25 protein-coding genes and 1 pseudogene are annotated in these 26,127 nt (G+C 75.1%); 5 read left to right on the top strand and 21 right to left on the bottom strand.

Annotation, left to right across the window (positions count from 1 at the left end):
* Positions 1-503, bottom strand: a pseudogene (locus tag ACFU5G_RS17890) (tannase/feruloyl esterase family alpha/beta hydrolase); the annotation flags it as partial.
* A 112-nt stretch (positions 504-615) separates the two neighbouring features.
* On the opposite strand from ACFU5G_RS17890, the gene ACFU5G_RS17885 reads away from it, so the two are divergent.
* Together ACFU5G_RS17885 and ACFU5G_RS17880 are read left to right on the top strand one after the other, a co-directional pair.
* Positions 616-1,644, top strand: coding sequence for an alpha/beta fold hydrolase (locus tag ACFU5G_RS17885; protein WP_377247527.1), 1,029 nt, complete (start codon positions 616-618; stop codon positions 1,642-1,644).
* A 53-nt stretch (positions 1,645-1,697) separates the two neighbouring features.
* Complete coding sequence (locus tag ACFU5G_RS17880) at positions 1,698-4,412, top strand: ATP-binding protein (RefSeq protein ID WP_377247524.1); 2,715 nt, start codon at positions 1,698-1,700, stop codon at positions 4,410-4,412.
* Positions 4,413-4,421: 9 nt separating this feature from the next.
* On the opposite strand, the gene ACFU5G_RS17875 is transcribed toward ACFU5G_RS17880, so the two are convergent.
* From ACFU5G_RS17875 to ACFU5G_RS17845, 7 genes are all read right to left on the bottom strand, one after another.
* The gene (locus tag ACFU5G_RS17875) at positions 4,422-5,243 is read right to left on the bottom strand and encodes an ABC transporter ATP-binding protein (protein ID WP_377247521.1); all 822 of its coding nucleotides are present in this window, start codon (positions 5,241-5,243) and stop codon (positions 4,422-4,424) included.
* A complete protein-coding gene (locus tag ACFU5G_RS17870; protein ID WP_377247518.1) occupies positions 5,240-6,295 on the bottom strand; it encodes a FecCD family ABC transporter permease in 1,056 nt (351 codons plus the stop codon). The genes ACFU5G_RS17875 and ACFU5G_RS17870 overlap by 4 nt, the downstream gene beginning before the upstream one ends.
* Positions 6,292-7,335: a FecCD family ABC transporter permease gene (locus tag ACFU5G_RS17865; protein ID WP_377247515.1), complete on the bottom strand. Its 1,044-nt coding sequence runs from the start codon at positions 7,333-7,335 to the stop codon at positions 6,292-6,294. Before ACFU5G_RS17865 ends, ACFU5G_RS17870 begins: the two co-directional genes overlap by 4 nt.
* The gene (locus ACFU5G_RS17860; protein WP_377247512.1) at positions 7,332-8,363 is read right to left on the bottom strand and encodes an iron-siderophore ABC transporter substrate-binding protein; all 1,032 of its coding nucleotides are present in this window, start codon (positions 8,361-8,363) and stop codon (positions 7,332-7,334) included. Before ACFU5G_RS17860 ends, ACFU5G_RS17865 begins: the two co-directional genes overlap by 4 nt.
* A 169-nt stretch (positions 8,364-8,532) precedes the next feature.
* Positions 8,533-9,303, bottom strand: a complete 771-nt coding sequence (locus tag ACFU5G_RS17855; RefSeq protein WP_377247509.1) for an AraC family transcriptional regulator — start codon at positions 9,301-9,303, stop codon at positions 8,533-8,535.
* A 23-nt stretch (positions 9,304-9,326) separates the two neighbouring features.
* Positions 9,327-9,767 (bottom strand): type II toxin-antitoxin system VapC family toxin, encoded by a 441-nt coding sequence (locus ACFU5G_RS17850; protein WP_377247506.1) that lies wholly within the window; start codon positions 9,765-9,767, stop codon positions 9,327-9,329.
* A complete protein-coding gene (locus tag ACFU5G_RS17845; RefSeq protein WP_377247503.1) occupies positions 9,757-10,026 on the bottom strand; it encodes a type II toxin-antitoxin system prevent-host-death family antitoxin in 270 nt (89 codons plus the stop codon). The genes ACFU5G_RS17850 and ACFU5G_RS17845 overlap by 11 nt, the downstream gene beginning before the upstream one ends.
* A 93-nt stretch (positions 10,027-10,119) precedes the next feature.
* Here ACFU5G_RS17845 and ACFU5G_RS17840 point away from each other — a divergent pair, with 93 nt between their 5' ends.
* Positions 10,120-11,016 carry an alpha/beta fold hydrolase gene (locus ACFU5G_RS17840; protein WP_377247500.1) on the top strand — a complete coding sequence of 299 codons (897 nt, stop codon included), beginning with the start codon at positions 10,120-10,122 and terminating at the stop codon, positions 11,014-11,016.
* A gap of 11 nt (positions 11,017-11,027) precedes the next feature.
* On the opposite strand, the gene ACFU5G_RS17835 is transcribed toward ACFU5G_RS17840, so the two are convergent.
* Complete coding sequence (locus ACFU5G_RS17835) at positions 11,028-12,329, bottom strand: erythromycin esterase family protein (RefSeq protein ID WP_377247497.1); 1,302 nt, start codon at positions 12,327-12,329, stop codon at positions 11,028-11,030.
* A gap of 145 nt (positions 12,330-12,474) precedes the next feature.
* Here ACFU5G_RS17835 and ACFU5G_RS17830 point away from each other — a divergent pair, with 145 nt between their 5' ends.
* Positions 12,475-13,545, top strand: coding sequence for a hypothetical protein (locus tag ACFU5G_RS17830; protein ID WP_377247494.1), 1,071 nt, complete (start codon positions 12,475-12,477; stop codon positions 13,543-13,545).
* 9 nt (positions 13,546-13,554) lie between these two features.
* Here ACFU5G_RS17830 and ACFU5G_RS17825 read toward each other — a convergent pair whose 3' ends face one another.
* The 4 genes from ACFU5G_RS17825 to ACFU5G_RS17810 are packed head-to-tail and all read right to left on the bottom strand — an operon-like array spanning position 13,555 to position 17,721.
* Entirely contained in the window at positions 13,555-14,388 is an 834-nt protein-coding gene (locus ACFU5G_RS17825) for a GntR family transcriptional regulator (RefSeq protein WP_377247491.1), read from the bottom strand.
* A 2-nt stretch (positions 14,389-14,390) separates the two neighbouring features.
* Positions 14,391-15,446, bottom strand: coding sequence for a 4-hydroxythreonine-4-phosphate dehydrogenase PdxA (pdxA, locus tag ACFU5G_RS17820; RefSeq protein ID WP_377247488.1), 1,056 nt, complete (start codon positions 15,444-15,446; stop codon positions 14,391-14,393).
* Positions 15,443-16,669 (bottom strand): four-carbon acid sugar kinase family protein, encoded by a 1,227-nt coding sequence (locus ACFU5G_RS17815; RefSeq protein ID WP_377247485.1) that lies wholly within the window; start codon positions 16,667-16,669, stop codon positions 15,443-15,445. Before ACFU5G_RS17815 ends, pdxA begins: the two co-directional genes overlap by 4 nt.
* Positions 16,666-17,721, bottom strand: coding sequence for a 2-keto-3-deoxygluconate permease (locus ACFU5G_RS17810; RefSeq protein ID WP_377247482.1), 1,056 nt, complete (start codon positions 17,719-17,721; stop codon positions 16,666-16,668). Before ACFU5G_RS17810 ends, ACFU5G_RS17815 begins: the two co-directional genes overlap by 4 nt.
* 152 nt (positions 17,722-17,873) lie before the next feature.
* Between ACFU5G_RS17810 and ACFU5G_RS17805 the strand changes: the two genes are divergently transcribed.
* Entirely contained in the window at positions 17,874-19,043 is a 1,170-nt protein-coding gene (locus tag ACFU5G_RS17805; protein WP_377247479.1) for a VanZ family protein, read from the top strand.
* Here ACFU5G_RS17805 and ACFU5G_RS17800 read toward each other — a convergent pair.
* From ACFU5G_RS17800 to idi, 8 genes are read right to left on the bottom strand one after another with little or no spacing between them, the layout of a single operon-like run.
* Complete coding sequence (locus tag ACFU5G_RS17800; RefSeq protein ID WP_377247476.1) at positions 19,007-20,350, bottom strand: TIGR01777 family oxidoreductase; 1,344 nt, start codon at positions 20,348-20,350, stop codon at positions 19,007-19,009. The genes ACFU5G_RS17805 and ACFU5G_RS17800 overlap by 37 nt on opposite strands.
* A gap of 10 nt (positions 20,351-20,360) precedes the next feature.
* Positions 20,361-21,221 carry a prenyltransferase gene (locus ACFU5G_RS17795; protein WP_377247473.1) on the bottom strand — a complete coding sequence of 287 codons (861 nt, stop codon included), beginning with the start codon at positions 21,219-21,221 and terminating at the stop codon, positions 20,361-20,363.
* The gene (locus ACFU5G_RS17790; RefSeq protein WP_377247470.1) at positions 21,211-21,528 is read right to left on the bottom strand and encodes a lycopene cyclase domain-containing protein; all 318 of its coding nucleotides are present in this window, start codon (positions 21,526-21,528) and stop codon (positions 21,211-21,213) included. Before ACFU5G_RS17790 ends, ACFU5G_RS17795 begins: the two co-directional genes overlap by 11 nt.
* Entirely contained in the window at positions 21,525-21,899 is a 375-nt protein-coding gene (locus ACFU5G_RS17785; RefSeq protein WP_377247467.1) for a lycopene cyclase domain-containing protein, read from the bottom strand. Before ACFU5G_RS17785 ends, ACFU5G_RS17790 begins: the two co-directional genes overlap by 4 nt.
* Positions 21,896-23,464, bottom strand: a complete 1,569-nt coding sequence (crtI, locus tag ACFU5G_RS17780; RefSeq protein WP_377247464.1) for a phytoene desaturase family protein — start codon at positions 23,462-23,464, stop codon at positions 21,896-21,898. The genes ACFU5G_RS17785 and crtI overlap by 4 nt, the downstream gene beginning before the upstream one ends.
* A complete protein-coding gene (locus tag ACFU5G_RS17775) occupies positions 23,452-24,345 on the bottom strand; it encodes a phytoene/squalene synthase family protein (RefSeq protein WP_377247461.1) in 894 nt (297 codons plus the stop codon). The genes crtI and ACFU5G_RS17775 overlap by 13 nt, the downstream gene beginning before the upstream one ends.
* A complete protein-coding gene (locus ACFU5G_RS17770; RefSeq protein ID WP_377247458.1) occupies positions 24,342-25,385 on the bottom strand; it encodes a polyprenyl synthetase family protein in 1,044 nt (347 codons plus the stop codon). Before ACFU5G_RS17770 ends, ACFU5G_RS17775 begins: the two co-directional genes overlap by 4 nt.
* Complete coding sequence (idi, locus tag ACFU5G_RS17765) at positions 25,382-25,951, bottom strand: isopentenyl-diphosphate Delta-isomerase (protein ID WP_377247455.1); 570 nt, start codon at positions 25,949-25,951, stop codon at positions 25,382-25,384. The genes ACFU5G_RS17770 and idi overlap by 4 nt, the downstream gene beginning before the upstream one ends.
* Positions 25,952-26,127: the final 176 nt, after the last annotated feature.

Raw genomic sequence — 26,127 nt, 5'->3', positions numbered from 1 at the left:
TCCCACGACCGCGCCCCGCCGCTGCCGTCGGCCGGGGACTGGCCGATACCCGCGTCGGTGGCCGCCGCGGCGTATCCGTTCTTGACCGCCGCGACCAGGGTGGCGCCCAGGTCGCCGGCCAGGTACGCGCTCCCGCCGGTGGCCTGGAACCGGCCCGACCAGTCGGCCCGGTTCTGCGGCAGCGAGACCTTGACGGTCTCGTGGTCGCCGGCCCGGCCGTGCGTGAGGGTCACCGTGATCTCGCAGCGGGCGGGCACGTCGGGGATGGGGGCGGGCGTCTGGAGCGGCGGCGTCGCCTCGGGGAAGGTGACGGTGCCGGCGGGGTACGCCTGGGCGGTCACGGACTCGACCTGGGCGCCGCGCGGCGCGGAGACGGGCACGGCGGAGCACGACGACGCGGGGTGTGCGCCCTCGGCGGGACCGCTCGCCGGTGCCGCCATGGGCAGCAGCCCGGCGGCCGACACCGACATCAGCGCCGTCATGATGATGGCTAGCTTGTTCATGCTGCACACCCTGGCCCGGCGGGTGCCCGGGCCGCCCCAGGGGGACACCCTGGTGTGCACACCAGGGATGCCCCCGGGCGCGACGAAGGGCCAGCGCTGCGACGGTTGGGCCATGGACAGAAGGACATTCGTCAGGACCGCCGGGCTGCTCGCGACCTCCGCCGCGGTGGGTGGTGCCGCCGTGCCCGCCGCGGCCGCGCAGCCCGCCGCCGCCCGGCCCGCCACGCCCGCCACGCCGCCGTTTCCCGTGATCAAGCAGGTCCGGGCCGGCGAGCTCGACGTCGGGTACGCCGAGCTGGGGCCCGCCGGGGGCACCCCGGTGGTGCTGCTGCACGGCTGGCCCTACGACATCCACAGCTACGCCGAGGTCGCGCCCCTGCTCGCCGCGCGCGGCTACCGCGTGATCGTGCCGTACCTGCGCGGCCACGGCAGCACCACGTTCCTGTCGCCCGACACGTTCCGCAACGCCCAGCAGTACGTGGTCGCCCGTGACGTCGTCGCGCTGCTGGACGCCCTGCACGTCCGCCGCGCCGTGCTGGCCGGCTACGACTGGGGCTCGCGCACCGCCGACATCGTCGCCGCCCTGTGGCCCGAGCGGGTCAAGGCGCTCGTGTCGGTGACCGGCTACCTCATCACCAGCCGCGCGGCCAACGAGACGCCCATCGAGCCCGCCCGGGAGTGGGCCTGGTGGTACCAGTACTACTTCGCCACCGAGCGCGGGCGGCTGGGCCTCGAGGACGAGCACTACCGCACGGAGCTGGCCCGCGTGGTGTGGAAGTTCAGCTCGCCCACCTGGCGGTTCGACGACGCCACCTTCGACCGGACGGCGGCCGCGTTCACCAACCCCGACTACGCCGCGATCGTGCTGCACAACTACCGCTGGCGCCTCGGCCTGGCCGACGGCGACCCCCGGTTCGACGACGTCGAGGCGCGGCTCGCGGCCGGGCCGAAGATCGCGGTGCCGACCGTGACGATCGACGGCGAGCTCGACCCGTTCACGCCGCCCGGCGAGGGCGCGGGCTACCGCGCCATGTTCACCGGGCCGTACGACCACCGCACGTTCCGCGGGATCGGCCACAACGTGCCGCAGGAGGCGCCCGCGGCCTTCGCCCGCGCCGTCGTCGACGCGGACCGGTTGTGACCGGCCGCCCGGGCTGAGAACCCGCCCGGTGTAACCTCCGCGAGGAGGTGCGTGTGGCGAGCGAGACGGCGGGAAGCGTGCTGCGCGGCAGGCGGCGTGAGACCGGCACGCTCGACGAGCTGCTGCGCGAGGTCCGGGCCGGGCACAGCCGCGTCCTGGTGCTGCGGGGCGAGGCCGGCATCGGCAAGTCCGCGCTGCTGGACCACCTGGCCGCGGAGGCCGGGACCGCCCGGGTGGTCCGCACGGTCGGCGTGGAGCCCGAGTCCGAGATCGCCTACTCGGCGCTCCAGCACCTGTGCGCGCCGCTGCTGGACCGCCTCGACCGGCTGCCGGAGCCGCAGCGCGACACCCTCGCCACGGCCTTCGGGCTCGGCCCCGGCGAGCCGCCCGAGGCGCTCCTCGTGGGGCTCGCCGTGCTCGGCCTGCTCGCCGAGGCCGCCACGGAGCGGCCCCTGGTCTGCCTCGTCGACGACCTGCAGTGGGTCGACCGCATGTCGCAGGTGATCCTGACCTTCGTGGCCCGCCGCCTGGAGGCCGAGTCGGTCGCCCTGGTCTTCGCCCTGCGCAGCCCGGGCGACGAGGAGGTGCTGCCTGGCCTGCCCGAGCTGCGCGTCGCGGGACTCCCCGCCGACGACGCGCGGGCGCTGCTCGACACCGTGCTGCCCGGCCCGGTCGACGACCACGTCCGGGAGCGCATCCTCGCCGAGACGCACGGCAACCCCCTCGCGCTGCTGGAGCTGCCCCGCGGGCTGACCCCGGCCGAGCTCGCCTTCGGGTTCGGCGCCCCGAGCCCGACGCCGGTCGTCGACCGGGTCGAGGCCGGCTTCCAGCGGCGGCTCGCGGTGCTCCCGGCCGACACCCGGGTGCTGCTGCTCGCCGCCGCCGTCGAGCCGGTCGGCGACGTGCCGCTGCTGTGGCGCGCGCTGGACCGCCTCGGCGTGGAGCCGGACGCCGCCGCGCCGGCTGAGGCCGCGGGCCTGGTGCGGATCGGCGCCCGGGTCCGGTTCCACCACCCGCTGGTGCGGTCGGCCTGCTGGCGCTCGGCCGACCCGGCGGAGCTGCGCGCCGTGCACCGCGCGCTCGCGGAGGTGACCGACCCCGGCCAGGACCCGGACCGCCACGCCTGGCACCGGGCGCACGCGGCGCTCGGCCCGGACAACGACGTCGCCGCCGAGCTGGAGCGCACCGCCGACCGGGCGCTGGCCCGTGGCGGGCGGTCCGCCGCCGCGGCGTTCCTGGAGCGCGCCGCCGAGCTGACCAAGGACCCCAAGCCCCGCGCCACGCGCGTGCTGGCCGCAGCGCGCGCCCGGTTCGCGTCCGGCGCGCTGGACGCCGTGCCCGCGCTGCTGTCGGCCGCGGAGCTCGGCCCCCTCGACCCGCTGCAGCGCGCCGGGGCCGAGCGGCTGCGGGCCCAGGTCGCGTTCGCGCTCGACCGCGGCCGGGGCGCGGTGACGCCGCTGCTGGAGGCCGCGCGGCGGCTCGCGGAGCTGGACCCGGACGCTGCCCGCGAGACCTACCTCTGGGCGCTCGGCGCCGCGATGCACGCCGGCCGGCTCGGCGACGGCGACCTGCGCCGCGCCGCCGACGCCGCGCGCGACGTGCCGCCCGGCCAGGACGCCGCCGGCCTGTTCCTGACCGGGCTCACCGTGCGGGTCTCCGCCGGGTACGCCCCCGCCGTCCCGCACCTGCGCCGGGCCCTCGCGGCGCTGCCGGACGGCGACGCGGCGTTGCTGTGGCTGTCCGGGCCGGTGGCCCACGAGCTGTGGGACGACGCGGCGTGGCACCGGCTCACCGAGCAGGCGCTCGGCACGGCCCGGGCCACCGGCGCGCGCTCGCTGCTGCCCACGGCCCACACGTTCCGGGCCGGCGCCCTGGTCGCGGAGGGTCGGTTCGCCGAGGCGTCCGCCCTGCTCGGCGAGGCCGGGTCGGTCGCGCCCGGGCCACTGCACCCGTCCGCGGCGCTCACCCTCGCCGCGCACCAGGGCGCCGAGGAGCCCGCGACCCGCCTGATCGACGCGACGGTCCGGGAGGCCGAGGCCCGCGGCGAGGGCCGCTGGCTCGGGCTGGCCGGCTACGCCGAGGCCGTGCTGCACAACGGGCTGGGCCGGTACCCGGCCGCCCTGGCGGCCGCGCGCCGCGCCGTCGCCCACGACGACCTCGCCCTGACCGGCTGGACGCTCGGCGAGCTGGTCGAGGCCGCGGTCCGCACCGGGGACGAGGCGGCGGCCGGCGAGGCGCGCGAGCGGCTCACCGAACGGACCGCTGCCGCCGGGACGGACTGGGCCCGGGGCGCGCAGGCCCTCGCGGACGCGCTGGCGGGGCCCGCCGCCGCCGCCGCGGAGGACCGCTACCGCGAGGCCGTCGAGCTGCTGGGCGGCACGCGCCTGACCGTGCTGACGGCGCGGGCCCGGCTCCTGTACGGCGAGTGGCTGCGCCGCGAGAACCGGCGCGGTGACGCGCGGGACCACCTGCGGGCCGCGCACGAGGTGTTCGCGCGGGCGGGCGCGGAGGGCTTCGCCGGCCGGACCGCCCGGGAGCTGGCGGCCACGGGCGAGACGGTGCGCCGGCGCGACGCGGTCGCGGCGGACGCGCTCACCGCGCAGGAGGCCCAGATCGCGCGGCTGGCGGTGGCCGGCCGGACCAACCCGGAGATCGGCGCGGAGCTGTTCCTCAGCCCGCGCACCGTGGAGTGGCACCTGCGCAAGGTGTTCGGCAAGCTCGGGATCGCCTCGCGGCGCGAGCTGGCCGCCGCCCTGCGCGAGCGCTGAGCGCGCCGCTCACGGCTGCGGCGCGGCGGGCTCCCGCACGTGGTGCCGCCCGAGCGGCAGCATGAGCGGCCGGCCCGACGTCGGGTCGGTGATCACCTGGCTGTCCAGCCCGAACACCGCCCGCACCGTCTCGGTGGTGAGTACCTCGGCCGCCTCGCCGGCGGCGTGCACGCGCCCTTCGGCCAGCGCCACCAGGTGGTCGGCGTACCGGGCGGCGAGGTTGAGGTCGTGCAGCACCATGACGATCGTGGTGCCGCGGGACCGGTTGAGGTCGGTCAGCAGGTCGAGCACCTCGACCTGGTGGCTGACGTCGAGGAACGTCGTGGGCTCGTCGAGCAGCAGCACGTCGGTCTGCTGGGCGAGCGCCATGGCGATCCACACGCGCTGGCGCTGGCCGCCCGAGAGCTCGTCGACGGCGCGGTCGGTCAGGTCGAGCGTGCCGGTGGCCTCCAGCGCGGCGGCCACGGCCTCGTCGTCCTGCCTGCTCCAGCGGGACAGGGCGCGCTGGTGGGGGTTGCGGCCCCGGCCCACGAGGTCGCCCACGGTGATGCCCTCGGGGGCGACGGGCGACTGCGGCAGCAGGCCGAGCGTGCGGGCCAGCTCCTTGGCGGGGGTGCGGTGCACCTCCTTGCCGTCGAGCAGCACCTGCCCCTGGCGGGGCGCGAGCAGGCGGGACATCGAGCGCAGCAGCGTGGACTTGCCGCACGCGTTGGCGCCGACGATCGCGGTGATGCGCCCGGGCGGCACGGCGAGGTCGAACCCGGAGATGACCGTGCGGTCCTTGTAGCCGAGGGTGAGGTCGGTGGCCTGGAGCGTGTGCGCTGCGGTCACAGCGAGCCTCCCGTGCGGTTGGTGCGGATGATGAGGTAGATCAGGTACGGCGCCCCGAGCGCCCCGGTGACGACGCCCACGGGGTAGCGGGTGCCGAACGCGAACTGGCCCAGGAGGTCGGCCACGAGCACCAGCAGCGCCCCGACCAGCGCGGCCGGCACCAGGGGCGAGCCGTGCGGCCCGGTGATCCGCGCCGCGATGGGCCCGGCGAGGAACGCGACGAACGCGATGGGCCCGGTGGCCGCGGTGGCGAACGCGATCAGCCCGACGGCGGCCACGACCAGCACGATGCGGGTGCGCTCCACGCGTACGCCGAGTGCCGAGGCGGCGTCGTCGCCGAGCTGGAGGCCCGCGAGGTTGCGGGCCTGGCCCACCAGCGCCGGCCCGAGCACGGCGAGCGCGATCACGACGGGCACGACGTCGTCCCACGCGGCGCCGTTGAGACTGCCCGTGAGCCACCGCATGGCCTCCTGCAGCTCCCACTGGGGCGCCTTGCTCAGCACGTAGGAGGTGACGCTGTCGAGCATCGCGGCCACGCCGATGCCGATCAGCACGAGCCGGGTGCCGGCCACGCCCCCGCGGTAGGACAGCAGGTAGATCAGCACGGCGACGGCGAGGCCCGCGGCGACGGCGAACACGGAGACCTGCGCCCCGCCCAGGCCCAGCACGACGATCGCGAAGGCGGCCGCGGCGCTCGCGCCGGAGCTGATGCCGATGATGTCGGGGCTGGCCAGCGGGTTGCGCAGCATGGTCTGGAAGGTGACGCCGCCCAGGCCGAAGCAGATGCCCGCCAGCGCGGCGAGCACGGCGCGGGGCAGCCGCAGCCGGCCCACGGTGAACGACGCGCCGGGCACGTCGTGACCCAGGATCACGCCCACGACGTCGGCGGGCGGGTAGAAGGTGCGGCCGACCATGAGGGTCAGGGCGAGGACGGCGACGACGAGCACCCCGAGCAGGGTGATCACGAGGCGGCGCCGGCGGCCGCGCCGGACACGGGAGGCGGCGACCCGCTCGACTGCTGACGGCTCGACGGCGGTGAGTGTGTCCGTCATAGCTCCCGGACCTTCTGGCGGCGGACGATCGAGATGAAGAACGGGGCGCCGACGAGCGCGGTGATGATGCCCACCTCGAGCTCGTCGGGGCGCGCGACGATGCGGCCGAGCACGTCGGCGGCGGTGAGCAGGGCGGCGCCGGTCAGTGCCGCGAAAGGCAGCAGCCAGCGGTGGTCCACGCCGACGAGCAGGCGGCACACGTGCGGCACGACCAGCCCGACGAAGGCGATTGGCCCGGCGATCGCGGTCGCGGCCCCGCACAGCAGGACGGCGCCGAGGGAGGCCAGGCCGCGCGCCAGCGCGACGCGCTCGCCCAGGCCGGTCGCGAGCTCGTCGCCGAGCGCGAGCGCGTTCAGGGTGCGGGCCGCGACCAGGCAGATCAGCGTGCCGACGACGAGGAACGGCGCCATCTGGCCGATGCTGTCGAAGCTCGCGCCGCCCACCCCGCCGATCTGCCAGGACCGCACGTTGCCGGCGATGTCGCCGCGCGGCAGCACGACGGCGCTGATGAACGAGGCGAACGCGGCCGACGTCGCGGCGCCGGCCAGGGCCAGCTTGAGCGGCGTCGCCCCGCCGCGGCCCAGCGAGCCGACCACGTAGACGAACGTGGCGGTGACACCGGCGCCGAGCACCGCCGTCCAGATGAAGCTGGTCGCGGTCCACATGCCGAACCACGCGATGCCGACCACGACGGCCAGCGACGCGCCCATGTTCACGCCGAGGATGCCCGGGTCGGCCAGCGGGTTGCGGGTCACGCCCTGCATGACGGCGCCCGCCAGCCCGAGGGCCGCGCCCACGAGGAGGGCGAGCACGGTGCGCGGGATGCGCTTGGTGACGGCGGCCTGGCCGAGGCCGTCGGACGACCCGGCCAGCGCCGCGGTGATGTCGGCCCACGAGACGTCGCGCGAGCCGATGGCGAGCGAGGCCGCGCAGAGCAGGACCAGGACCCCGGCCAGCACGAGCAGCCACAGGAGCCGGACGCGGGCCGGGCGCCGCACGACGGCGACGCCCGCCCCGGTCACGGGAGGCGCAGTGGTCACTTGGCCTTGGCGGCGGCGTCGGCCAGCAGGTCGGCGTAGTCCGCGAGGACCCACGGGATGGCGAGGGGCGTCGGGTTGGCGGCGGTGCCCAGGGGGCCCGCGCCGTCCAGGAAGACGACGGCGTCGTTGGCGACGGCCGGCATCTGCGACAGCAGCGGGTCGGCCTTGAGGGCGTCCACGAGCTCCTGGTCGCCGTAGGTGACGATCACGTCGACGTCGTCGAACAGGTCGACCTGCTCGGCGCTCACGCTGCCGGAGAACTCGCCGGCGGCCGAGGCCTCGGTGACGGCCTCCGGGGTGCCCAGGCCGAGGTCCTCGAAGAACGCGGCCCGGGTGTCGTTGGCCGTGTAGAAGTTGACGGTGCTCAGGTCGGCGGTGTCGACGTGGGTCACGAACATCGCGGTCTTGCCCTCGAGCTCGGGGTGGCCTTCGACGGTGGTCGCGATGTCCTTCTCGATGCTGGCCACGAGCTCCTCGCCCTCGGCGGCCAGGCCCAGGCCTTGGCTGTTGTACAGGATGACGTCGCGCCACGAGGTCGCCCAGGGCGCCTCCGGGTAGGCGACGACGGGCGCGATCTCGCTGAGCGTGTCGTAGTCCTCCTGGGTGAGGCCGGAGTAGCCGGCCAGGATGACGTCGGGCTCGGTGTCGGCGACGGCCTCGAAGTCGATGCCGTCGGTCTCGTCGAAGAGCACGGGCGGCTCGGCGCCGAGCTCCTCGAGCTCCTCCTCGACCCAGGGGAGCAGGCCGTTGCCGTCGTCGTCGCCGAAGTTGGCGGCGGCCATGCCGACGGGGACCACGCCCAGGGCGAGGGGGACCTCGTGGTTGGCCCAGGCCACGGTGGCGACGCGCTCCGGCTTGGCCTCGATGGTGGTGGTGCCGAGCGCGTGCTCGATCACGACCGGGTACTCGCCCGACGACGCGCCGGTGCTCTCCCCGCCGGTGGCCTCGGGGGAGGTGCCGCCGCAGGCGGACAGGCCGAGGGCCATCGAGCCGGCCGCGATCAGGGCAAGAAGACGACGTGGACGCATGTGCAGGTAGCTCGCTCTCAAGTGCAGGGGACCTCGGAGCACCCGTGACCGGGTCACGAGTTAGGAGAGGTTTACCTAACATCTTAGGAATTGCCGGTCGTCTGACGCAATCGAGTGATTCGGACGGCGTATGTCGCGATCGGGACAGTGCGGCCGAGCGGCCAGGGGCTCAGGCGGGGCGGAACCGGGCCGGCGTCAGCCCCGTCGTCCGGCGGAAGGCGGCGCCGAAGGCGCTCGCGGAGCGGTAGCCGACCTGCTCGGCGACCTGCTCGACGGCGACCCCCTGCGCGAGCAGCAGGATCGCGCAGTGGGCACGCAGGACCGCCTGCCAGCGCGCGAAGCTCAGCCCGGTCTCGGCCCGGAAGGCCCGGGTGATCGTGCGCGGGCTCACGTCCAGGAGCACTGCCCAGTCCGCCAGGCCGCGCGGGTCGGCCGGGTCCTGCGTCAGCGCCGTCGCGATGGGACGCAGCAGGTCGCCGCGCGGCTGCTGCACGAACAGCTCGTGCGGCGACGGCGCCAGCACGTCGAGCACCAGCTGCTCGGTCAGGGTGCGCGACGCCGCGGACAGGGCGCCGTCGTCGAGCCGGTCGAGCAGCAGGGCCAGCAGCGGCGTGATCTCGACGGCCACCGGCTCCTGCGCCAGCGGGGGAGCGGCGTGCAGGCCGAACTGCGCGGCCCGGTACCAGGTGCCCGCCGGCATGCGGCCGGAGTGCACCACCCCGGCCGGCACCCACAGGCCCACCGTCGGGGTGATCGTCCAGGTGCGGCTGCCCGTCGTCGCGCTGGACGCCCCGCGCAGGTTCCACAGCAGCTCGTGCGTCGGGTGGGAGTGTTCCTCCCAGACCGTGTCCCGCGAGACGAGCTCGTCCATGCCCCGGATGACGTACGGGACGTCGACGGCGCCCGCGGCGAACGTCGGTAGGGAACGGCTGTCGGGCATGGGGTCCAGGCTAGGTGGTCGGATCAGTCGGCCGGCCTGGTCACCGGGACGACGGTGACGATGTGCTCGAGCCCCTTGTAGTCGTCGGGATTGGACGTGTACAGGGGCAGACCTTCGGTCGCGGCCGTCGCGGCGATCATCAGGTCGACGGCGCGCCTGCGCGGTGTGCGTCCCACGGCGACGACGCCGGCGGTGATCCGCCCGAAGAGACGGGCAGCCTCGGCGCCGAAGGGGATCGGGTCGAACTCGTTCTCGACGCGCTGGAGGACGTCGATGCGGCGTGCCCGCTCGGCGTGCTCGTCGTACTCCGTGCTGTCCGGGCGGACCAGGTGTGGCCCTGCGGACAGCTCGGCGAGCGTCATCGCACTTACGGCCATCTCCTCCGGCAGCTCGGCGACGTCGATCCGGTCCCGCAGGATGAGGATGTTCGTGTCGACGAGGCCCTGCGTGGGCTCAGCGCTCATAGGGGTCGGAGACCTCGTCGTCGACCGTCGCCTCCTGGTCGGCGCGGAACGCCTCGAGCGACATGTGGGGGCCCGCCTGGGACATGGCCGCGAACTCGGCGCGCGGGACGAACCGCCGTCGGCGGCGTAGCGGGACGAGCTCACCGATCTGGTGCCCGTCACGGGTGACGGTGAACGACTGCCCTGACTGGACGGCGTCCATGATCTCCTTGGACCGCGAGCGTAGGTCGCGCTGAGTGATCTCCGGCTGAATGCTCACCAGACCACCGTACATCCGCGTGCCACGGTGTGCTACTAGGTGCTACATGCGGTTGCCGGGCGGTGTCGGACCCCCTGAGCGAGAATCGTTGGGGTGATCGGCCATGACATCTGGTCGCCGACCCGCTTCGCGCGCAACGGCGACGTCGCCCTCGCCTTCGACCGGTTCGGCACCGGCGGCGGCACACCCCTGCTCCTGCTGATGGGCCTGGCCATGTCGCGGTTCTGGTGGCCCGACGGCCTGTGCCGCGCACTGGCCGACGAGGGCTTCGACGTGGTCCGGTTCGACCAGCGGGACACCGGGGAGTCCACCCGGCTCGGTGTGAGCGAGCGGCGCGGCTCCTGGGCGGCGCTGTTCGGCGGGGGTTCGGTGCCCTACACGGCCGAGGACGTCGTGGACGACGCCGCCGCCGTGCTCGACGCCGTCGGCTGGGACCGCGCGGTGGCGCTGGGCCACTCCCAGGGCGGCGTCGTGGCGCAGCGGTTCGCCCTGCGGTACCCGGACCGGACGCTCGGGCTCGTCTCGTGCGACGCCCCGCCGAGCGACGCCGCGGGGATCGCGGCGCTGCGGCACCTGCGGTACGGGATGGTCGCGCGGCGCGCCGCCGCGCGGTATCCCCGGAGCCGGGAGGGCGACGTCGCGTCCGCGCTCGCCATCGCCCGGGCCATGGCGTCGCCCAGGTACCCCGTCGACGAGGCAGCGGCCCGCGCCCGGATCGAGCGCGGGCTCGACTGCGGCCCGCGCGACATGCGGGCCATGGGCCGGCAGCTCCGCGCGGTCTGGCACGGGCCCCGCCTGCGCGAGATGCGCACCCCGACGCTCGTCGTGCACGGCGCGGAGGACCCCCTGGTGCGGACGACGGCTGCCCGTGCCACGGCGCGGGCGATCCCGGGCGCCAAGCTCGTGGTGCTCGACGAGGTCGGGCACGACCTGCCGCCCGTCGTCTGGCCCACGCTGGCGCGGCAGGTCCGGAGCCTCGTCCCGGCCTGACCGGGCCCGGTCTAGCGCCGCTCCGGCATCGGGATCCACGTGTGCCACGGCGTCACCCGGTCGATGTGCACCACGGCGTCGAAGGCCCGGCGGGCGTCCACGAGCTGCAGCTCCGCGCCGTTGTGCGTGCCGCGCGTCGCGTCCAGGGCGGCTGCGGCCCCGCCGTCGGCCGGGCGCAGGTCCACGTAGTACGAGCCGAGACCCGGGGCGGCGAGCGCGGCGTCGAGGCTCGTCGGGTCCGGCGCGCCGAGATCCTGGGTGAACGGGGTCGAGTGCCCCGGGGCGTCGTCGGGCCCCGGCCGGTGCAGCCAGGCCGTGCCGCCGCCGAACGTGGTGCCCAGCACCACCAGGTCGTCCCCGAGCCGGTCCGCGAGCTCGCGGCCCGTCGTCGTCATCGGCTGCGGTACGAACGGCGGCGCGTGGAACGGCGTGCGCTGCACGTGGCCGTTCGCCGCCGCGACCACCACGCGCGGCTCGCGTTCCAGCACCCACTCCACCGTGTCCGCCATGGTGACGTCGCGGACGTTGCCCGGCGGGTAGGCGCGCGTCGCGCCCGCGGGCATCGCCGCGAGGAACGCGTCCGTCTGCCGGGCGACGCGCGCGGCGTGCTCCGCGAACGCCACCTCCCGCGGGTCGGCCCCCGCCTCCAGGTAGTCGATCCGGCGGGCCCGGACCCGCTCGGCCAGCTCCCCGACGAGCGCCGTCAGGGCCGCCCGCTCGGCGGCCGGCAGCGCGATGTACGCGTGCAGGGCGGGCGCCGCCTGGGCGATCCCGGACCGGTCGGCCGGGAGGTAGCCGAACAGCGGCAGCAGGTCCGCGAGCACGTGCGCGGCATACCCCGGGTCGACGTCGGCCAGGAAGGCCTCCACCGCCTCGACGGCCGGCCGGGCGCTCGCGGCCGAGTCCGGCACGTCCGCCCCGTAGAACCGCACGCCGCCGTCCGTGCGCAGCCAGGCCAGCAGGTCGAGCATCTCCTGGCAGCGGCCCATGCTGTAGGTGACGCCACGCTCCAGCACCTCGCGCACCGGCAGCGCGCTCCGGCCCGCGACCCAGTCGTCCACGAGGCGGCCCTCGGGGAACCCGGACTCCATGACGTACGCGGTGAACCCGTGCCGCGACAGGAACCGCAGGATCCGGTGCCGCACCTGGTACATCTCGTGGATCCGGTGCATCGACTCGCCGATCGCCACCACCCGCGCGTCGCCGACGATCTCCAGCAGCGGCAGCAGGTCGGCGTCGTCGTCGCCGTCCGGGTCGAGGGTGGCCAGCCGGCGCGCGTTCGCGCGCAGCCACGCGGTCAGGTCGTCGCTCACCTGGCGAACATATCGCCTGGTCAGCGCGGACGGCGTGGTGTGCGCCCACGGCGCAACGACCTCGTTGCAGGCCTCTCCTTAATGCCTCTGCGAGTGAACTGCACCCGGGTTACGGTGCGCAAGCCGTCGACAGGAGGAGCGAAAGATGGCGACGATCAACCCGGAGGTCCTGCTGAGCGGCTGGCGCGGGCGCCGGTTCCTGCTGGAGTACGCCGCCGCCTCCGACCTGCCGCTCGCGGGGGCCGTGATGTCGGCGGGCTACGAGCTCGACCCGGTGCGCGACACGACGGTCGTGTCGTTCTTCGGCGCCGGAAGCCGCGAGCCGGAGCCGCGCGCGACGCCCGAAGCCGTCGCGTCCCTGCTGGCCGGCCTCCGCCTCACCGCGCTCGACCAGGTCACCGCCCTGAGCACGCTCGCCCAGGCGGTGAGCGTCGCCCGGTACTGGCAGGAGCCCGACGGCGAGGACCTGCTCGCCGCCACGCCCGCGGTGCGGGCCGCGCTGGAGCGGGTCGCCGCGCACGTCGCCGGGTCCGAGACCGTGGGCTGGTGGAGCACGCCGCTGGTCCGCGAGGACCAGCACGCGGTCACCTGGGACGGCCGCACCCCGGCCACGACCGCGACCGTGGCGGAGCGCCTGACCTGGTGGCGCGCCGAGGTGCTGGACGAGGAGCGGCGCGCGCAGACCGACCGGCCCAGCGACCCGACGGCGCCGTTCAGCGGCACCTGGTGGTCCGCCCCGCCGTCGGACCTGACGCACACCTCGCGCGGCCTCGGCCCGCACGGGCCGGCGGGGCTGCGACTGGTGGAGGACGACATGGGCTGGGAGCGGGCCGTGACCCACCGGGTGGAGGTCCCCGCCGGCGCGCGCGTGCTCGAGGTGGACGGCCCCGAGGCCTGGGCCGCGCTGTGCCGCGAGTACCCGCTGGAGGTGACCGCCCAGAAGCGGCACGACTGGTACAGCACCACCGGCCGCGTGGGGCGCTGGGTGCTGCCCGACTGGGCGGCGGTCGCCGCCCAGCACGACGCCGTGCACCTCACCGCCGCCGCCTACCTCGCGGCGGCGGGCACGGCGATCCCGGTCGACGACGACGCGGCGAGCGTCATCGCCGGGTGGAGCCCCGACGAGACGTACTGGTTCGTCGACACCGTGCGGCCGCAGGGGGCCGGGACGGAATGGGTGCTGGACGACGAGGACTGGGTGGCCGCGGCGGTCTGACGGCGGGGCTCAGCGGCCCTCGGCGCGCTCCAGCTCCCGGGCCAGGTCGAGCATCTCGCGGCCGAGGGCGTCGAGGCGCTCGCGGAGGCTGCCGGTATCGGCCGGCACCGGGGCCACGGCGTCGGGCTCCTGGATCACGTTGATGTCGAAGACCACCCGGTCCGCGCGGTGCCAGGTGCGGAACACCTCGACGGGCCGGGCGGCCTCGTCGGTGCTGGTGCCCTCGAGCAGCAGCACCGGTGTCCCGGCGGCCACCTGGAGCAGCTCCGCCGTGTCGGCGTCGGCGCCCACCGCCCGGACCTGCCGCCGGCCCGCCACCACGTGGGTGCCGAACCGGCGCTGGATCGTGGCGTGCAGCGACGCGTCGGTCAGCTCCTCGGCGGTCAGGTCCCCGAGCTCCTCGGGGAGCCAGGTCTCGATGAGGGCGAGCGGCTCGTCGCCGGCGCTGCGCAGGCGGCGCAGGCGCAGCACCCGGTCGGAGGCGAGCTCGCCGGTCGCCTCGGAGGCGGGCTCCAGCCCGAGCTCCAGGACGCGCGTGGTCACGTGCACGCCCTCGCCCTCGACCTGGGTCGACAGGCCCGGGACGCGCTGCACCAGGCGGTGCAGCTCGCCGCGTTCCCGGACGGTCGTGCCCCGGCCCCGACGTCGTTCCACGAGCCCCTCCTGCTCCAGCGACGCCAGGGCCTGGCGCACCACGGAGCGGGAGACGCCGTAGCGTTCCTGCAGCTCGGCCTCGGTGGGCACCTGCGCGCCGGGCGCGAGCGCGCGGCCCAGGATCTGGGCGCGCAGCTCGCTGCCGATGCGCCGGTGGAGGGGCTGACCGTCGGGTGCGGGGCGGGCCACGGTCAGCTCGCCGCGCTCGGGGCGCTCTGCTGCGCCGTCCGCTGTGCCGTCTGCCAGACGTGGTCCCAGCCGGGGGCGAGGCCGGCGGCCCGCTCGATCGCGAGCACCAGGCTGGCCTCCCGGGCGATGCCCTGGCCCGCGATGTCGAACGCGGTGCCGTGGTCCACGGAGACGCGCACCACGGGCAGCCCCACGGTGATGTTCACGCCGTCGTCGCCGTACACGGCCTTGAACGGGGCGTGCCCCTGGTCGTGGTAGCAGGCGACGACCATGTTCCACTTCCCCTTGACCGCGGCGGGGATCAGGGCGTCGGCGGGCAGCGGGCCGTGGGCGTTGAGGCCGCGGGCGCGCGCCGCCTCGACCGCGGGGGCCAGCACGTCGGCGTCCTCGTCGCCGAACAGACGGTTCTCGCCGGCGTGCGGGTTCAGGCCCGCGAGCCCGATGGCCTCGTCCGGGCGGCCCAGCGCCGCCGTGAAGGCGCCCGCCAGGTCGAGCACGTCGCGCGTGCGCTCCGGCGTGATGTCCTCGATGGCCTGGCGCAGCGAGACGTGCGTGGTCAGGTGGAAGAAGTACAGGTCACCGGCCGACAGCACGAGGCTGAAGTTCTTGACCCCGAACTCGTGGGCGAGCAGCTCCGTGTGCCCCGGCCACCTGTGCCCGCCCGCGTGCATCGCGGCCTTGTTCAGCGGGGGCGTGACGATGCCGTCCACCAGCCCCTCCCGGGCCAGCCGGCAGGCCTCGACGACGAACCGGTAGGCGCCGTCGCCGGCCGCCGCGCTGATCTCGCCGACCGGCACGTCGGCCAGCGACGGGCCGGTCTGGAGCAGCTCGATGGTGCCCGGCGTGTTGGTGGCCTCTGCCGGGGACGCGATCACGCGGACCCGCTCCGGGTCGCCGCCGATCGCGGAGACGGCCCGGCGCAGCGCGCCCGCGTCGCCCACGACCACGGGCACGCACAGGGCGCGCAGGTCGTCGTGGCCGAGCAGGGCCTTGGCCGTGATCTCCGGGCCGATGCCTGCGACGTCGCCGAGCGTGACGGCGAGGGTGGGGATGCTCAAGGGTTTACCTCCTGGTGCGAAGAGTACGATCTCAGGCTTTCGAGGACGTCGACGACGGTCCGGCGGGTGCCGAACCCGCCCGCCTTGGTGACGACGACGGTGCCGTGCGCCGGTCCGCCCTCGAGCCGGCCGAGCGGCACGCCCTCGGCGACGGACCCGGCCACCCGCACGCTGCGGGCACCGAGCCGGGCCAGGACGGCGCGGGCGCCGTCACCCCCGATCAGGACGACGGCGTCGGGGCGGGTGCGCTCCGTGACGGCGGCGACCAGGTCGGCCAGCGCGGCCGCCGCGTGGGCGGCCTGTTTCCGTCCGGTGGCGGTGGGTTCGGGGGTGCGGACCAGGACCGTCGCGGGGCGTGCGGTACCCAGCGACCGCGCGGCCAGCTCGTGCGGGCCGGTCCCGGCCTCCGGGGTGATGAGCAGCGTGCCGGGCTCGGCGCTCAGCAGCTCGTCGGCCTGCCCGCGGGAGACCTCGTTCAGGGAGCTCAGCACCACGAGCGTGCGCCCGGCGGCGGCCCGGGGCCGGTCCGGCGCGGTGCGGTCGCCGCCCCAGCGCGGGGCCAGGGCGGCGGCGAGCCCGGCGGAGCCGACCGGCACGGCGCGCGCACCGAGCAGCACGACGGCGTCGGCGAGACGCTCCAGGTCGGCGTCGTCCACGGCGTCGACCACCACGGTGTCCGTGCCCGTGCCCGCCTCGGCGAGGCGGGCCGCGAGGGCCGCGGCGTCGCCGTCGGCGGGTACCCGGACGGCGCCCGGCAGGAGCGCGGTCAGCTCGCTCGCGCGGACCGGCGTGACGGGGTCGCGCCCGGCGGCCGTGGCGGCGACCGGTACGCCGTCGACCAGCAGCACCCCGTCGCGGACCGTGCGCCCCAGCGCGGGGTAGCTCGGGCAGACGACGGCGAACGCGCCGGGCACCCGGCCCCGCCAGGCGCTCAGGGCCCCGCTGACCTGGGCCGCGACGCTGCCGCGCAGCGTCGAGTCGATCTTGACGTAGAGGCGTCCGGCGCCGGTCAGCGCCCGCACGGCGGCCGCGGTCGCGGCCGCCGCGGCGGCGTCGTCCAGGGCCCGGGCGTCGGTGACGACGGCGACCGCCGCCCGCTCGCCGGTGGGCAGCTCCCGGCCGAGGGCCAGGTGGCTGGTCCAGCCGGCGCGGGCGAACTGCACCACGCAGTCCCCGGCCCCGGTCAGGTCGTCCGCGACGACGCCGACGGTGTGCTCGCTCATGCGGTGCCGCGCCCCTCGCCGGCCGGGGCCGGGTCCGCGCCGGCGGCGTCCGCGCCGGTGGTGTCGGCGTCGTCCGCCGGGGCGAGCCCGCCCTGCCGCTTGAGCACGATCGTGGCCAGGAGCGGAGCCAGGACGGCGCTGACCAGCACGGCCGAGGCGACCTGCGCCGTGGCGACCGCGACGTACGGCTCGAAGGTGGGGTCCACCCCGCCGATGATCGCGGGTGTGGCGACGGCGTTGCCCGCCGTGGTCGCGGCGGCGATCGCGATGCCCGACTTCACGCCGCGGCGCAGGATGAACCGGTAGCCCGAGTAGGTCAGCGCCGCGGTCAGGAGCAGGGCGAAGACGCCGACGAGGAGGCCGCTCGCGCCGCCGGTCACGACGTCGCGCAGGTTGATCCCGGTACCGAGGGCGAACGCGAAGAACGGGATGACGATGTTCGGCACCGGCCGCATGATCTCGGTCCAGCGCGGGTCCAGGTTGCCGACCACGAAGCCGAGCACAAGCGGGATCACGGCCGCGAGGAACGCCGTCAGCGGGATGTCGGCCAGGCCCGAGGCGCCGAGGAAGAGCATCGAGATGAACGGGCCGTCGTTCAGGGCCGAGGCCATGTAGGCTCCGCGGTCCCGCTCGTCGCCGTACTTGCCGGTGAAGGCGAGCCACAGCCCACCGTTGCTGTTGTCGATGGTGGCCATCAGCGCCAGGATCGAGACTCCCAGGAACCCCTCGATCCCGAAGATGCTGCCCGCCAGGGCGACCAGCCCGGCGGGGATCAGGGACTTCGTCAGCAGCAGCGTTCCCGTGGCGGCGAGCACCGGCCCCGACGTGCGGGCCGTGATCTGCATCCCCGTGGCGAAGATGAGGACGGCGATCAGGGGCAGCGCCGAGTCCTTGAACAGGGCGGTGGTGAACGAGCCCAGCTCGAGGAAGCCCGGGAAGAACGTCCCGACCACCGAGCCGAGCACCAGCGGCACGAGCATGAGCCCGCCCGGGATCCTGTTCATCCAGTCGTAGAGGGGCACGGTCGACCTCGGTGTCAGTCCGGCATCCATGGCGGAACCTCTCGTTGTGCGCGACCGGCGGTGGTCGCAATTGTCAGGACAAGAAAGTACGGACAAAGTACGGGATGCCGCGGGCGGCGGGCAAGTCCCCTGCGCACGGCCCCCGCCGCGCGCGAATTTCACCCGGCGCATAGCGTTTCCGGGTGACCGACGTGTGGACCTGGCCCGCCCGGATAGGCGTGCTGGCCGGAACTGCCCTCTTCGTGGCCCTGCTCATCCCGATCCTCCTGATCCAGGTACGCCGGTACGGCGCCACCAGCCCGGCCCGGCTGCTCGGCGCGGCGGCGCTCGCCGTCTACGGCACCGCGCTCGTGGCGTACACGCTGCTGCCGCTGCCGTCGGGCGACCTGGCCGCCTGGTGCGCCGACTACGGGTACGACGGCGCCCAGCTGCGCCCCCTGCAGATCGTCGCCGACATCCGCGAGCGCACCGCCGGCCTGTCCCTGGGCGCCGCGGTGCGCGACATCTCGGTGCTGCAGGGCGTGTTCAACGTGGTGCTGTTCGTGCCGTGGGGCGTGCTGGTGCGGCGGTACCTGGGCTGGGGGCTGCTCGCGTCCGCGGCGTCGGCGCTGGGGGCGTCGCTGCTGATCGAGGTCACGCAGCTCACCGGCATCTTTGGCCTGATCCCGTGCTCGTACCGGCTGGCCGACGTCGACGACCTGCTCACCAACACCCTGGGCGGGGTGCTCGGCGCGGTGATCGCGCCGTGGGTGCTGCGCTGGATGCCGGGCGCCCGGACGCTGGCGGCGGGCCGGGGCACGCCGCGGCCCGTGACCCTGTGGCGCCGCCTGTTCGGCATGGTCGTGGACTACCTCGCCTACACGGTCCTGGGCGGGGTGCTCGCGCTGACCCTGGGCCTGGGCTACTACCTCGTGTCTGGCCGCGCGCCGGCGGACTCCCTGGCCGTGTGGCTGGGCACCAGCGTGCTGGCGTGGGTGCTGGTCTTCGTGCTGCCGCTGGTCACGGGCGCGGGGGAGTCCCTGGGGCAGCGCACGGTCTGGCTCGCGGTGGTGCCGCCCGACGGCGGTGCGCGCCTGGCGCCGTCGGCCCGCCTGCGGCGCGGCCTGGCCGGGGGTGCGCTGTGGGGTCTGCTCCAGGCGCTGTCGGACGCCGCGACGATGTTCGGCGTCGGCGGGCTCGGCTGGGCGGGTGGCCTGGCGGGCACGCTGGCGACGGTGGCGGTGCTGGGCGTGCTGTTCGGCCGGAGCCGTCGCGGGCTCTCCGGGCGGGTGGCCCCGTACGTGCTGGTCGACGCGCGCACCCTGGCGCCGGAGGGTCAGGCCCGGGGTCGCGGGTCCCGGCCGAGCAGGTGACGCAGGGCCGGCTCCAGGGTGGGGTGCCGGAACCGGTGGCCCAGGTCGAGCAGCGCCTCGGGGGAGACGCGCTGGCTGGCCTGCGCCAGCTCGGTCGCCCCCTCCTCGCCGAGCAGCAGCTTCGGCCCCAGTCCCGGCACGGGTAGCAGGGCCGGACGGCGCAGCACCGCCGCGAGCGTGGCGGTGTAGGCGGCGTTGCGCACCGGCGTGGGGGCGACGGCGTTGACCGGCCCGGTCAGCCGCTCGTCGTACAGCGCCCGGTGGTAGACGTCGACGAGGTCGTCGATGCCGATCCAGGACTGCCACATCTGCCCGTCGCCGAGCCGGCCGCCCAGCCCGGCGGCGAACAGCGGGTGGAACACCCGCAGGGTGCCGCCGCGCGGCGACTGCACCAGCCCGGTGCGGACGTTGACCACGCGAACGCCTGCCTCGGCGGCGCCCGCGGTCGCCTGCTCCCAGTCGTGCACGACGTCGGCGAGGAACCCGTCGCCGCGCGCACTGGTCTCGGCCAGCACCTCGTCGCCGCGGTCCGGGCCGTAGAAGCCGATCGCGGAGGCGCTGACGAACACCCGCGGCCCGCCGGGCGTGCGTGCGGCCAGCTCGGCGAGCGCCGTCGTCGGCCCGATGCGGGAGCCGCGGACCGCGGCGCGGTGCGCGTCGGTGAACCGGCCCGCGATCGACGCGCCGGCCAGGTGGACCACGGCGTCGACGCCCTCCAGCAGGTCCTCGGCGGGGGACTGCGGGTCCCAGCGGCGTTCGTCGGGCCCGTGCGGGGTGCCGCGCACCAGCCGCACCACGCGGTGGCCGGCCGTCGTCAGGAACGGGGCCAGAGCCCCGCCGACCAGGCCGTTGCTGCCGGTGATCGCCACGGTCATGGGGCGGTCGCCGGCGTTGCGGGCGCTGGCCTGCGCGGCGAGGTCGAGGCCGAGCTGGCGGTGCCGGTAGGCGAACATGGACCGCAGCACCGACTCGGGCACCGGGGTGTCCACGGTGTCGGTGATGCGGGTGCGGTCGCCGTCGGCGTGGAACTCGTGGGTGTGCCGCCACGGCACCACCCAGCGCAGCGGCGCGGAGACCAGCTCGTCGACGAACCGTTCCGGCGGCGCGTAGCCCGTGTGCCGCGCGACCCAGCGCAGGCCGAGCGGCAGCCGCAGCACGGCCTCGCCGCCGTCCAGCGACGTCGCCTCCTGGACCACCGTCAGGGGCGACCACGGCGGGGTGAGCCGCAGGACCGCGCCGGGGCGCTCGTGCCACGCGAAGACCTCGGACCGTGGGTGTCCCACGACGCTCGACATGTGCAGAGTCATGCTTCCCTCCCTACAGGTAGACGGCCGCGTCCGCGATCAGGAGGATCGTCACCACCGCGCCGGCGGCGTAGTTGACCCACAGGAAGTGGCGCCAGCCGCCGTTGGCCCGGGCGGAGTCCTCGTCGCTCACGTTGGCGTACGGCGCGGCGAGCACGAGGTAGGGGACGGCGAGCAGCCCCAGCAGCGCCGTGGGCCAGCCCGTGGTGGCCACGAGCACGCCCGCGACCACCCAGGCGCCCAGGGCGAGCCGCACCGTGGTGGCAGCGCCGAACGCCGTCGCGATCGAGGAGATCCGCGCCGCGCGGTCGGGCACCACGTCCTGGACGGCGCCGAACGCGTGGCTGGCCATGCCCCACAGCAGGAACGCACCGAGCGCGGCGAACGTCTGCGGCGTCGGCGCGGCCTGCGCGAGCGCCAGCCCGTACACCGCGGGGCTCACGAAGTGCACGCTGGACGTCAGGGAGTCCAGCACCGGCACCTCCTTGAACCGGAACGGCGGCGCGGAGTAGGCGACCAGCGCGAAGAGGCTGACCGCGAGCACGAGCCAGGAGGACGGCGGCCCGAGCAGCACCAGCGCGACCACGAACGGCACGCAGGTCGCGACGGACGCCACGAGGATCGGGCGGTGCCGCCGCGGCGACAGGAGCGCGCCCTCCACGCCGCCCTTGCGGGGGTTGGCCAGGTCGGACGCGTAGTCGAACACGTCGTTGATCCCGTACAGCGCCAGGTTGTAGGGCACCAGGAAGAACAGGGTGCCGACGACGAGGGCGACGTCCACCTCGCCGGTGGTCAGCAGGTACGCGGCCGCGAACGGGTAGGCCGTGTTGATCCAGCTCAGGGGGCGCGACGCGCGCGCGAGGTCAGCGAGCACGTCGACTCCCGAACAGGGTCCAGAGGGCGGGCAGCAGGATCACGCCCGCCAGGGGGTAGGCGAAGTCCTCGATCGGCGCGAGCCCGATCCGGAGCCCGGAGATGTGCTCGCCGGCGTAGGTGAACAGTCCGCTCGCGATCATCACGTTGTCGAAGAGGGCGGTGAGCACGAGCAGGGCGACGGCAGCCAGGAACAGCGGTCGCAGGCCGATGGGGCGGGTCCCGGACAGGCGTGCGCGCAGGTAGGCGATGAACGCGACCGCCACAGCCACCAGGAGGAAGGCGCGCGTGAGGATCAGGTAGGTCATCGCAGGACCTCCTCCCGCGCTCGGGCCCGGTCACCGGCCCGGACACGTGCCCGGACGCGGGCCCGGCCCAGCACCCGCTGGGCACCGAGGGTGAGCACCATCGTGAGCTCGCAGAGGAACGCCAGGAACACGATCTCCTCCACCGGCAGCTCGGGGGCGAGCATGAGCCCGGTCATGTACGGGCCGGCGCCGTGCAGGAAGATGCCCAGCCCGATGCCGGCCAGGTCCCACACCAGGAAGAACGCGGTACCCGTGACGAGCACGGCGGCCGCCCGGACCGGGGAGTCCCAGAGGAAGAGCCGGTACCGCCAGTCCACGATCAGCACGCCCGCCGCCGAGAACAGCAGCACCGCGAGGTAGACGAAGCTCATGCCGCCTCCTCCTCCAGGGGGCCGGCGCTGGTGTCGCCGCGGAGCCGCTTGAGCACCAGCTCCGCGCTGATCAGGCACATGGGCAGGCCGATCCCGGGGATGGTCGTGGCCCCCGCGTACAGCAGGTTCGACACCCGGGAGGAGGCGTTCGACCCGCGGAACATCGCGCTCTGCCGCAGCGTGTGGCCCGGCCCGAGGGCGCCGCCGCGCCAGGCGCCGAGGTCCCGCTCGAAGTCCACGGGGCCGATGGTGCGGCGCACGACGATCCGCTCGGCGAGGTCCGGCGTGCCGGTCCAGCCCGCGATCTGCGCGATCGCGTCGTCCACGATCCGCTCCACGCCCGGGTCCCCGGCGCCGTCGACGCCGCCCGCGCCGATCGTCGTGTCGGTCGGCACCGGCACGAGCACGAAGAGGTTCTCGTGCCCGGGCGGCGCGACGTCGTCCGTGGCGCTCGGCCGGCAGACGTACAGCGACGTGGGCGACGGCACCGTGCGCGCGGAGCCGTAGATGGACTCGAAGCCGCCCTGCCAGTCCTCGGCGAACAGCAGCGAGTGGTGGGCGAGCTGCGGCACCTCGCCGCGCACGCCCAGCAGGGCCAGCACCGCGCCCGGACCGGGGTCGCGGCGCTTCCACCAGCGGTCGCCGCGGCTGCGGTGCTCGGCGTCCAGCAGCTCGTGCTCGGTGACGCGCAGGTCCGCCGTCGAGACCACGACGTCGGCGGGCAGGTGCTGGGTACTGCCGTCGGGGCCGGTCACCTCGACGCCGGTGGCGGCGCCGTCGTCCGACACGGTGATCCGGCTGACCCGGTGGTCCGTGAACAGCTTGGCGCCCGCTCGCTCGGCGCACCGGGCGACGGCGTCGATCACCGCGCCGAACCCGCCGCGCGGGTAGAGCACGCCCTGGGTCACGTCGAGGTGGCTCATCAGGTGGTACATGCTCGGCGCCGAGCCGGGCGAGGTGCCCAGGAACACGGCCGGGTAGCCGAGGATGCGGCGCACCCGGTCGTCCGTGGTGTGCCGCGCGATGAAGTGGTCCAGCGACTCGCCGAGCAGGCGCAGCAGGCGCGGGGCGCGGCGCACCACGGTGCGGTCCAGCAGCGGCGCCGCCGAGGCGAACGTGGCGTACAGGAAGCGCTCGGTGGCGATCCGGTACGTCTCGGCCGCCGAGTCCAGGTACGCCTCGAGCTTCGGGGCCGACGGCGGGTCGAGCGCGAGCAGCGCCTCGCGGGCGCCGTCGGCGGGCAGGTCGAACGGCTCCGGGTCGCCCTCGAAGAACACGCGGTAGGACGGGTCGAGGCGCACCAGGTCCAGCTCGTCGGCCGCGCTCGTGCCGAGCAGGCGGAAGAAGTGCTCGAAGACCTCGGGCATGAGGTACCAGGACGGGCCGGTGTCGAACGTGAACCCGTCCCGCTCCCAGCGTCCCGCGCGCCCGCCCAGGTCGGAACGAGCCTCCAGCAGGGTCACCGACGCGCCGTCCTTGGCCAGCAGGGCAGCGGTCGCGAGACCTGAGATACCGCCGCCCACCACGATCACGCGCTGCCCGTTGTGTGCGTTCATGCCGCCCATCGCTTGTTGTTCGTCTGGTTCGCCGCGAGCGTCGCCACGACGATACGCATCTTCACCGCGGCCGGGACCGAGACCCGCCGCACGTGCAGCTGCGCGGCGGGGGTGTTGCGCAGGCGCTCGTTGACCTCCGAGAACAGGCCCGCGGCCAGAGCCGTGGCCCGGCGCGGCCCAGGGGGCAGCAGCGGGAGCACGGCCCTGGCGGCAGCGAGGTCGGCGTCGACGTCCGCCACGACCTCGGCCTTGCGCGCCTCGTCCAGCCGCTCGGGTCCCGCACCGGGGAAGTAGGTGCGGCCCAGGCGCTCCTGGTCATCGCCGAGGTCACGCAAGAAGTTGATCTTCTGAAATGCCGCGCCGAGCCGCCGGGCGCCCTCCTCCAAGCGGGTGCGGATAGCCGGCGGCACGACGTGACCGTCCAGGAACGCGCGCAGGCACATCAGGCCCACCACCTCGGCGGAACCGTGGACGTACGCGCGGTACTCCTCGTCGCCCAGGGCCTCGACCGGGTCGAGGTCACGGCGCATCGAGGCGAAGAAGGGCCGGACCAGCGTCTCGTCGATGCCGACGGCCCGGGCCGTGGTGCCGAACGCGTGCACCACGAGGTTGGTGCTGAACCCGCGGCCCAGCGTCACGTAGGTCTCCTGCTCCAGCGCGTCCAGGGCCGCACGGCGCTCGGCGTGCGCCAGCCCCGCCTCCTGGGCCGGGCCGTCCACGATCTCGTCGGCCACGCGGACCAGCGCGTAGATGTCCTCGACCATGCCGCGCACCGACGGCGGCAGCAGGCGCGTGGCCAGGCTGAACGACGTGGAGTAGGCGCTGATGACCTGCGCGGCGGCCGCGTGGGCCGTGTGCGAGTACAGAGTCAGGGAGGAGGACGGGATCACGACTCACGCTCCGCGAGCAGCTCGGCGAGCCCGGTGAGCTCCTGTCGCAGCGCGACGGGCAGCGTCGTCCGCTCGATCGTCGCGACGGCGGCGCGCCGCTTGGCGTCGACCAGGTCCGCGACCGCGTTGCGGGCGCCGCTGGCGACCAGGGCGGTGCGCAGCAGCTCGGCCTCGTCCTCGGACAGGTCGGGCTTGCCCCACAGGTGCCGCACCTCGGTCCAGGCCGGGTCCCCCTCGGCGCAGGCGACGAGCAGGGTCCGCTTGCCCTCGCGCAGGTCGCCGGTGGTGCTCTTGCCGGTGCGGCGCGGGTCGCCGAAGACGCCCAGCAGGTCGTCGCGCACCTGGTACAGCATGCCCAGCGCGATACCGACCCGTTCGAGGTCGGACGACGCCTCCTCGCCCGCGCCGGCCAGCGCGCCGCCCGCCCGCAGCGGCCCGGCGAACGAGTAGCTGCCGGTCTTGTTCGCCATCATCCGCAGCAGGCGCTCCGGGGTGGCCGGGGCCGTGCCCAGGCCGAACGCGACGTCGTCGTGCTCGCCCGCGGCGGCCCGGAACAGGGCCTCGTCGACGATGTCGGTCAGCTCGGCCCGGCCCGCCGACTGCACCCGCGAGACCAGGGCGTACGCGGAGCTGAGCAGGAGGTCGCCGCCGAGGATGCCGGAGGCGGTGCCCCAGGCGCTCGCGGCGCCGGCGGGCAGCCCGCTGCGGATCGCGTCGGTCGCGAACTCGGCCGCCAGGTTGGGGCGGCCGCGCCGGGTGAGGTCCTTGTCCAGGACGTCGTCGTGCAGCAGCAGCGCCGTGTGCACCAGCTCGAAGGCGGCCGCGGCGAGCGCGGCGTCCTCGGGGTGCGGGGCGCCGAACGCGCGGTGCGCGTCGAGCAGGAGCCGGGGGCGCAGGCGCTTGCCGCCCTCGCTCGACCGGGCCAGGCGCCGCCACAGCAGCGCGTAGTGCTCCGCGAGGGGAGTGGCGCGCCGGGTCCGCTCGGCGAAGAAGTCGGCCAGCACGACCTCGACCGGGTCGCGGGTCAGAATCTCGGTCATGGCCACGTCACGCCGTCTCTGGCGCCTCTGGCGGCCAGCGCCGCGTACAGCGGCATCTCGGCGCCCTGCTCCACGAACCACGGGGAGAACGCCCACGGCACGGCGCGCAGGGCCTCGCCCAGCGCGGCGCCGTCGACCCACCGGGCCTCCATGGCCTCGTACGGGTTGACCAGCGGTTCGTCGTCGGACACCGCCACGTAGACCGGGCACACCTCGTTCTCGACGATGCCGCTGGCGTCCACCGCGCGGTACCGGAACAAGGGGAGCTCCAGCCGCACGTCGCGCAGCGTGATGCCGAGCTCGTCGTGCGCGCGGCGCGTGATGGCCTCCTCGCTCGGCTCGTCCGGCTGGGGGTGGCCGCAGAACGAGTTGGTCCACACCCCCGGCCAGGTCTGCTTGTGCAGGGAACGGCGCGTCACCAGCACCTGGCCGGCGGAGTTCAGGACGTGGCACGAGAACGCCAGGTGCAGCGGCGTCCGTTCGGAGTGCACCACGCTCTTGAGCTCTGAGCCGACGGGTGTCCCGTCGTCGTCGAGCAGGACCACTCTCTCGGTCGTCACTGTCACCCCTCCGGTGATTTTCGCTAGCCTGGCTATATTCAAGCACAGGAAGCGGTTTTCGCCACAGCCGATACCGGACAGATCGCACAGGTTTTTCGAAGAGTTCGACGCCGACGGCGAGATGGATCGGTTGATTGCTCGAGATCGGTCCCTTGTCTTGAGATCGGTCGGTTCTTCGACCG

Origin of the sequence: Promicromonospora sp. NPDC057488, assembly GCF_042802395.1 — a bacterium.
Lineage (GTDB): Bacteria > Actinomycetota > Actinomycetes > Actinomycetales > Cellulomonadaceae > Promicromonospora.
Note: the sequence above shows the minus strand (reverse complement) of the source record. Positions and strands in the feature narration are given on the sequence as shown.

What these genes read in the sequence shown, in the direction of transcription:
- ACFU5G_RS17810 (WP_377247482.1), bottom strand. Translation starts at nt 17,721, where the DNA reads ATGGATGCCGGACTGACACCGAGGTCGACCGTGCCCCTCTACGACTGG.
- ACFU5G_RS17855 (WP_377247509.1), bottom strand. Translation starts at nt 9,303, where the DNA reads ATGCCCGACAGCCGTTCCCTACCGACGTTCGCCGCGGGCGCCGTCGAC.
- ACFU5G_RS17815 (WP_377247485.1), bottom strand. Translation starts at nt 16,669, where the DNA reads ATGAGCGAGCACACCGTCGGCGTCGTCGCGGACGACCTGACCGGGGCC.
- ACFU5G_RS17830 (WP_377247494.1), top strand. Translation starts at nt 12,475, where the DNA reads ATGGCGACGATCAACCCGGAGGTCCTGCTGAGCGGCTGGCGCGGGCGC.
- ACFU5G_RS17860 (WP_377247512.1), bottom strand. Translation starts at nt 8,363, where the DNA reads ATGCGTCCACGTCGTCTTCTTGCCCTGATCGCGGCCGGCTCGATGGCC.
- ACFU5G_RS17870 (WP_377247518.1), bottom strand. Translation starts at nt 6,295, where the DNA reads ATGACGGACACACTCACCGCCGTCGAGCCGTCAGCAGTCGAGCGGGTC.
- crtI (WP_377247464.1), bottom strand. Translation starts at nt 23,464, where the DNA reads ATGGGCGGCATGAACGCACACAACGGGCAGCGCGTGATCGTGGTGGGC.
- ACFU5G_RS17885 (WP_377247527.1), top strand. Translation starts at nt 616, where the DNA reads ATGGACAGAAGGACATTCGTCAGGACCGCCGGGCTGCTCGCGACCTCC.
- ACFU5G_RS17770 (WP_377247458.1), bottom strand. Translation starts at nt 25,385, where the DNA reads ATGACCGAGATTCTGACCCGCGACCCGGTCGAGGTCGTGCTGGCCGAC.
- ACFU5G_RS17800 (WP_377247476.1), bottom strand. Translation starts at nt 20,350, where the DNA reads ATGACTCTGCACATGTCGAGCGTCGTGGGACACCCACGGTCCGAGGTC.
- ACFU5G_RS17790 (WP_377247470.1), bottom strand. Translation starts at nt 21,528, where the DNA reads ATGACCTACCTGATCCTCACGCGCGCCTTCCTCCTGGTGGCTGTGGCG.
- ACFU5G_RS17785 (WP_377247467.1), bottom strand. Translation starts at nt 21,899, where the DNA reads ATGAGCTTCGTCTACCTCGCGGTGCTGCTGTTCTCGGCGGCGGGCGTG.
- ACFU5G_RS17850 (WP_377247506.1), bottom strand. Translation starts at nt 9,767, where the DNA reads ATGAGCGCTGAGCCCACGCAGGGCCTCGTCGACACGAACATCCTCATC.